The sequence below is a fragment of the Paenibacillus sp. TAF43_2 genome (assembly GCF_052113545.1).
GTDB lineage: Bacteria > Bacillota > Bacilli > Paenibacillales > Paenibacillaceae > Pristimantibacillus.
This window is the reverse complement of record NZ_JBFRDK010000288.1, coordinates 1-4713: the sequence shown is the minus strand read 5'-3', so window position 1 is coordinate 4713 and position 4713 is coordinate 1. Positions and strand designations below refer to the sequence as shown.

The following is a 4713-nucleotide window of genomic DNA, read 5'->3' as shown; positions in this document are numbered from 1 at the left end:
GCGGAGCAGACCATCAGGCGATCGTACGATTATTAATCGATCACGGCGCTAATGTAAATCTTGCGGATTCAGAAGGCGTAACCCCGCTGAAGCATGCCCAGAACCGGGGTTTTAAAAAAATGATTGAAGCCTTGCAGCAAGCTGGTGCACAGAGATAGCGGAACGATAATTTATACAAGAACAACCCGCGAGGAGTGGGTTGTTCTTGTGTATATTTATTTCAACGCTTTAATATTAAGTGAAGTATCGGAAATGGTCGTCCTGAACTGTCTAGTTCAGATCGTCCTCGCTGCACAAAACCATATCGTTTGTAGAAGGTGAATGCTCCTTCGTTTTGCTCATTGACATCGACTTGGAGATTGCTGCCTTTTAATGCTTCGGCATGTTTTATTAATCGACTGCCTATACCCCTTCCGTGGTTATCGGGGTGTACGAAAAGCATCTCGACCTTTGTTCCGTTAAGCCCAATGAACCCTGTCGGTATTTTGTTTTCATTCATCTCTACCCAAATCTCTACTTCCTTTAACGCACCGTTTTGAAGCATCTGATGATAGAATGCAATATCCTCATCTGTCAAAAATGTGTGGGTATGCCGCACAGCCTGATACCAAATATCCACTAATTTATCGTGATCGTTTTCTTGATAGGGAACAATTTTGTTTATCATAACTCATCCTCCGTATTCATTCACTCATTTGTCAGAGAGTTGTTTTAACCAGGAATAACTAATACTAACCTGCGAGAATCCAAGTGATTTATATAAACCTGCATCCGATGCGACATATACATTTTCAGCACCTAAAAGCCTGCATCTCCGCATTCCTTCCGTAAGTGCAATGCTTGCCAGTCCCATACGCCGGTAATCCGGATCTACACAAACAGGTTCAATATAGGCTGCTCGACTAAGATGATCATACCAGAACCCTGCATACGCAACAAAATTCCCTTCTTCATTTTCAATTACGATATTTATAGAAGGATCATATCCAGGTGCACTCTGCATATAGCCTGACTTCCATAAATCTTTAGGATCCGGTTCGCCAGCATGATCAAAACCGCGCCATAAAACGCGCAGCCTGCGTCCATCATCTTCTTTTTTTCGAATATTTCTTATGCTAAGCCCTTCAGGCAGCTTCAAATCAGGGAGCTCGTCTACGATTGACCTGCCGGAGTAAACCTCATAGAGGGAAGCATCCCGTATATATCCTCTTTCTTCTAATAAAGCTTTCAATGTTTCATTGCTCTCATCCACATGAAACTCTATACTTTTCCGGCCATCTTCTTTTATTTCAAATAAATTCGCTTCCGCGTATTCAATCATTTCCGAATATAGGAATGTATAATTCGGGTCTACATCCAAATATACCTCGCCCAGTTCGCTCTCAAAATGAGCAACTGCTACGATCTCTCCATCATCTTCCCACAGTCCGATTTGTTCGAACACTCCAGCTTGTTTCAGCGGAAGGATATTAGGATGAAAAACGATATATTCCCACCGGGCTGGCAAAAACACATGACCAACAGACCATTTTCCAAATATATTTTTCAGAAAATCTCTAACCCTGATAAAATCATCTACTTTATAATGCCTGCTCTGTATACTCATTTGCATACATTCCTTTCATACTGCTATTCGGCTGCGCCTTTTACGATCTACAACTATTTAAGCATAGTTACTGAAAATCAGAAATACTAGGGATAAAATAGATATAAACAAATAATCCTGCGCTTTAGATAGCAAATCCCTTTCAATCCTTGACACAATCCATGAAATCGATGACCTGAAGGCGATGATTGAAGAGGCTGGCGGATCAGCATATGTTTGGGGACTGTCATCTGGAGCAGTTCTCGCCCTACAGGCCGCTTCGAATGGAGCCAATATCACGAAACTGGCTTGCATGAGCCCCCATTTGTTGTCGATGAGCAGATCGCAAAACTCCGAAAGACTTTGCACAGATGTAGATGAGATGCCGATCTAACGAGGAGTTGGTAAAAGCCGGTGTCTTGCTTGCTGCTGATGGACTGCTGCCAAGCTCCAGCGGCATTCGGATTTCCTATCCGGAACCCGGCGGCAAGCCGAAGGCGATAGACGGGCCGTTTACGGAAGCCAAAGAATTAATTGCCGGTTACACGTTGATTGAGGTCAAATCCAGAGAGGAAGCCGTTGAATGGGCGCTTCGTTTCCCGGATCCCCATGGATTTGGCCAAGGCGTAATTGAGCTCCGACAAGTATTCGAGGCAGAAGACTTAATGAACAATCCCGAAACCCTTGCAAAGGAAATGGAGCTTCGTATACAAGTTGTCGAGCAGAAGAAAGCGTGAGTGCATCCTCTCTTCACCATGCTATTGATTTGTTAAAAACACTAAGTTTTGAGAAAGGAGATCCTTGTCGATCTCCTTTCTCATTTTCCAACTAACAATAGTCTAGCTTTCTTTTGACTCAGCATAACAATTTTTATCCTTTTTTCGTTCAAGGGTCTACAGGACATACTAATTTCATATAGTTAGACAAGCTAGATGCCTGTACTAGTTGGGCGAATCATATTAGAAAGGATGCGATTGTCGTTATATGGAGCATCTGTTGCCTTTAAAAGTAGAGTTTCTTCTCATGTTTGGGGTAGCACTATTTTGGACGATCGTCTATATTCTCGTTATTTACAAAGGGTTTAAGGATCAAGCCTGTGGAATGCCGCTCGCCTGCATATGTGCAAATATTACTTGGGAATTTCTATTTACCTTTATTATGCCGTTTCACCCGCTTCAGCAAATCGGGACCTTAGTGTGGTTCCTGCTTGACTGCATTATTCTGCTTCAATTCCTCTACTATTCCAAAGGCACCTATCCTAAACGCGTTATTCACGCTTCTGTTTTCGCGCTGCTTATGATCGCATTTCTGCTGCATTATGGTATGGCGGTTGAATTCCATGATAAGATGGGCATTTATTCGGCCTTTGGCATCAATCTGCTCATGTCGATTCTCTTCATCCGAATGCTGATGATCAAAGATTTGAAGGGACAATCCCTGTCTATCGCTTATTTCAAAATGATAGGTACCTTATTCGCCTCGATCCTCTGCTTCTCGCTCTTTCCGCAATCTCTATTATTGTTTATCATGTATGTTTTGATCCTTGTACTGGACATTGTTTATATCCTACTTGTTTATAGGCTTTCAATTAAAACCGTTCACAAACATATGATCAATAAAACACCGCATATCAATGCCTAATGCCTGCTAGCGAAAGCTTAGAAAGCGTAAACTTTCGCTAGCGGATTTCTATACCGGCTGCTTATTCTGCTGTGTAACCACCATCTACCATCAGGCTAGTTCCCGTAATAAAAGAGGCATCATCGCTAGCTAGAAATAGAACGGCTTTCGCCACCTCTTCTGGTTTGCCCAATCTGCCTATTGGGTGTAATCCTGTTAAATATTTTTTTGCTTCTTCACTCAATTCCGCAATTAACGGAGTCTCAATATAACCTGGGCAAACGGCGTTTATACGGATGCCTCTAGCAGCATACGCTATCGCTGTAGACTTTGTAAGCAGATTGACACCGCCTTTTGCCGCTGCATATGCGGTAACTCTTGCTTTGCCTACAAGGCTATGGATGGAACCGCAGTTAACAATCGCACCGCCATCTCCTTGCAATAGCATTTGCTTGATTGCATATTTGTTGCAAAGAAAAACACCTGATAAGTTAATATCGAGCGTATGCTTCCAATCCTCAAAGCTTAACTGGTCTGCAGGCGCATCCTTTGCTATTCCAGCGTTAGCGTACATTATATTAAGCTTGCCATATCGCTTAACGGTCTGCTCTACCATCTGAATAACTTCATTTTCTTGGGTTACATCTGTTTTTATAAAATAGGTATCCAGTCCACTTTCATTGCATTGATTCGAAAATAATAACCCTTGCTCAGAGCAATCTGCTATAACTACCTTTGCGCCCTCTTCCGCAAATAATCGTGCTGTCACTGCTCCGATACCGCTTGCTCCCCCTGTAACGATTACCACTTTTTGCTCAAATCTCATCCCCATCATTCTCCCTTTTCGTTCATTTATCGTTTCAAACTCTTCGTTCTCACATACCGATAAAACCCGTTAAACAGCTCCCGCATTTATTCTCTTTAAGCATCACCACCCTCTTAAGCTAACAAGAGATTTCTATATATTAATATTTTTAAAACTAACTAGTTATTTATAAATGATTTAAAAGAAATCCGCCTTATCAAACTAAAGGCGGCTCGGCTCCATAACTCCATATATGACTAACTTTTTAACCTGTTCTCTAAAAGCATCCTGTGACATTGTCCACGTCATCTCATCTCTTTTATCTTTAAGCCTTTCGAAGGTTTGCAAGAACGGAATAACCGCATTCATCATTAAGATTGGAACCATAATCGGCTCCAAATCCTGCCGGATGATACCGTTGTTCTTAGCAGCTAGCGCAATCTCATAAAATGGAGAAACATCATCGGGAGGATTGGATATACTGCCCCATGTTTTCCATCCCTCTGCTGCCTCCCAAGCATATATTTTTAAGTACCGGGGATTGTCAGAAAGAATTTGAAATGAAATATCTATCACCTTTTCAAGTAACTGCTTAAACTTCACAGCATCAGACGTAGCCGTCTCGTCCAACATCAAATTTCCTGCTAAATCCTCCAGCATTTTATTCCCCGATTGTTCCGCTCGTTTCACTACTTCCGTATAA

7 protein-coding genes are annotated in these 4713 nt (G+C 42.1%); 3 read left to right on the top strand and 4 right to left on the bottom strand.

What is annotated here, in order from left to right; translation table 11 throughout:
- On the top strand, positions 1-158 hold a 158-nt coding region (locus AB4Z17_RS32065), incomplete at its 5' end, for an ankyrin repeat domain-containing protein (RefSeq protein ID WP_441964370.1).
- 62 nt (positions 159-220) lie between these two features.
- Here AB4Z17_RS32065 and AB4Z17_RS32060 read toward each other — a convergent pair.
- Together AB4Z17_RS32060 and AB4Z17_RS32055 are read right to left on the bottom strand one after the other, a co-directional pair.
- Positions 221-667: a GNAT family N-acetyltransferase gene (locus tag AB4Z17_RS32060; RefSeq protein WP_441964368.1), complete on the bottom strand. Its 447-nt coding sequence runs from the start codon at positions 665-667 to the stop codon at positions 221-223.
- A gap of 24 nt (positions 668-691) precedes the next feature.
- Positions 692-1606: a GNAT family N-acetyltransferase gene (locus AB4Z17_RS32055; protein WP_441909398.1), complete on the bottom strand. Its 915-nt coding sequence runs from the start codon at positions 1604-1606 to the stop codon at positions 692-694.
- 356 nt (positions 1607-1962) lie between these two features.
- Here AB4Z17_RS32055 and AB4Z17_RS32050 point away from each other — a divergent pair, with 356 nt between their 5' ends.
- Together AB4Z17_RS32050 and AB4Z17_RS32045 are read left to right on the top strand one after the other, a co-directional pair.
- Entirely contained in the window at positions 1963-2322 is a 360-nt protein-coding gene (locus AB4Z17_RS32050) for a YciI family protein (RefSeq protein WP_441964366.1), read from the top strand.
- 247 nt (positions 2323-2569) lie between these two features.
- Entirely contained in the window at positions 2570-3226 is a 657-nt protein-coding gene (locus tag AB4Z17_RS32045; RefSeq protein WP_441964364.1) for a transmembrane-type terpene cyclase, read from the top strand.
- Between the two features lie 61 nt (positions 3227-3287).
- On the opposite strand, the gene AB4Z17_RS32040 is transcribed toward AB4Z17_RS32045, so the two are convergent.
- Together AB4Z17_RS32040 and AB4Z17_RS32035 are read right to left on the bottom strand one after the other, a co-directional pair.
- Entirely contained in the window at positions 3288-4031 is a 744-nt protein-coding gene (locus AB4Z17_RS32040; protein WP_441964362.1) for an SDR family NAD(P)-dependent oxidoreductase, read from the bottom strand.
- A gap of 201 nt (positions 4032-4232) precedes the next feature.
- Positions 4233-4713 (bottom strand): hypothetical protein (locus AB4Z17_RS32035; protein WP_441964360.1); only part of this gene is annotated, 481 nt, incomplete at its 5' end.

What these genes read in the sequence shown, in the direction of transcription:
- AB4Z17_RS32060 (WP_441964368.1), bottom strand. Translation starts at nt 667, where the DNA reads ATGATAAACAAAATTGTTCCCTATCAAGAAAACGATCACGATAAATTA.
- AB4Z17_RS32055 (WP_441909398.1), bottom strand. Translation starts at nt 1,606, where the DNA reads ATGAGTATACAGAGCAGGCATTATAAAGTAGATGATTTTATCAGGGTT.
- AB4Z17_RS32050 (WP_441964366.1), top strand. Translation starts at nt 1,963, where the DNA reads ATGAGATGCCGATCTAACGAGGAGTTGGTAAAAGCCGGTGTCTTGCTT.
- AB4Z17_RS32045 (WP_441964364.1), top strand. Translation starts at nt 2,570, where the DNA reads ATGGAGCATCTGTTGCCTTTAAAAGTAGAGTTTCTTCTCATGTTTGGG.
- AB4Z17_RS32040 (WP_441964362.1), bottom strand. Translation starts at nt 4,031, where the DNA reads ATGAGATTTGAGCAAAAAGTGGTAATCGTTACAGGGGGAGCAAGCGGT.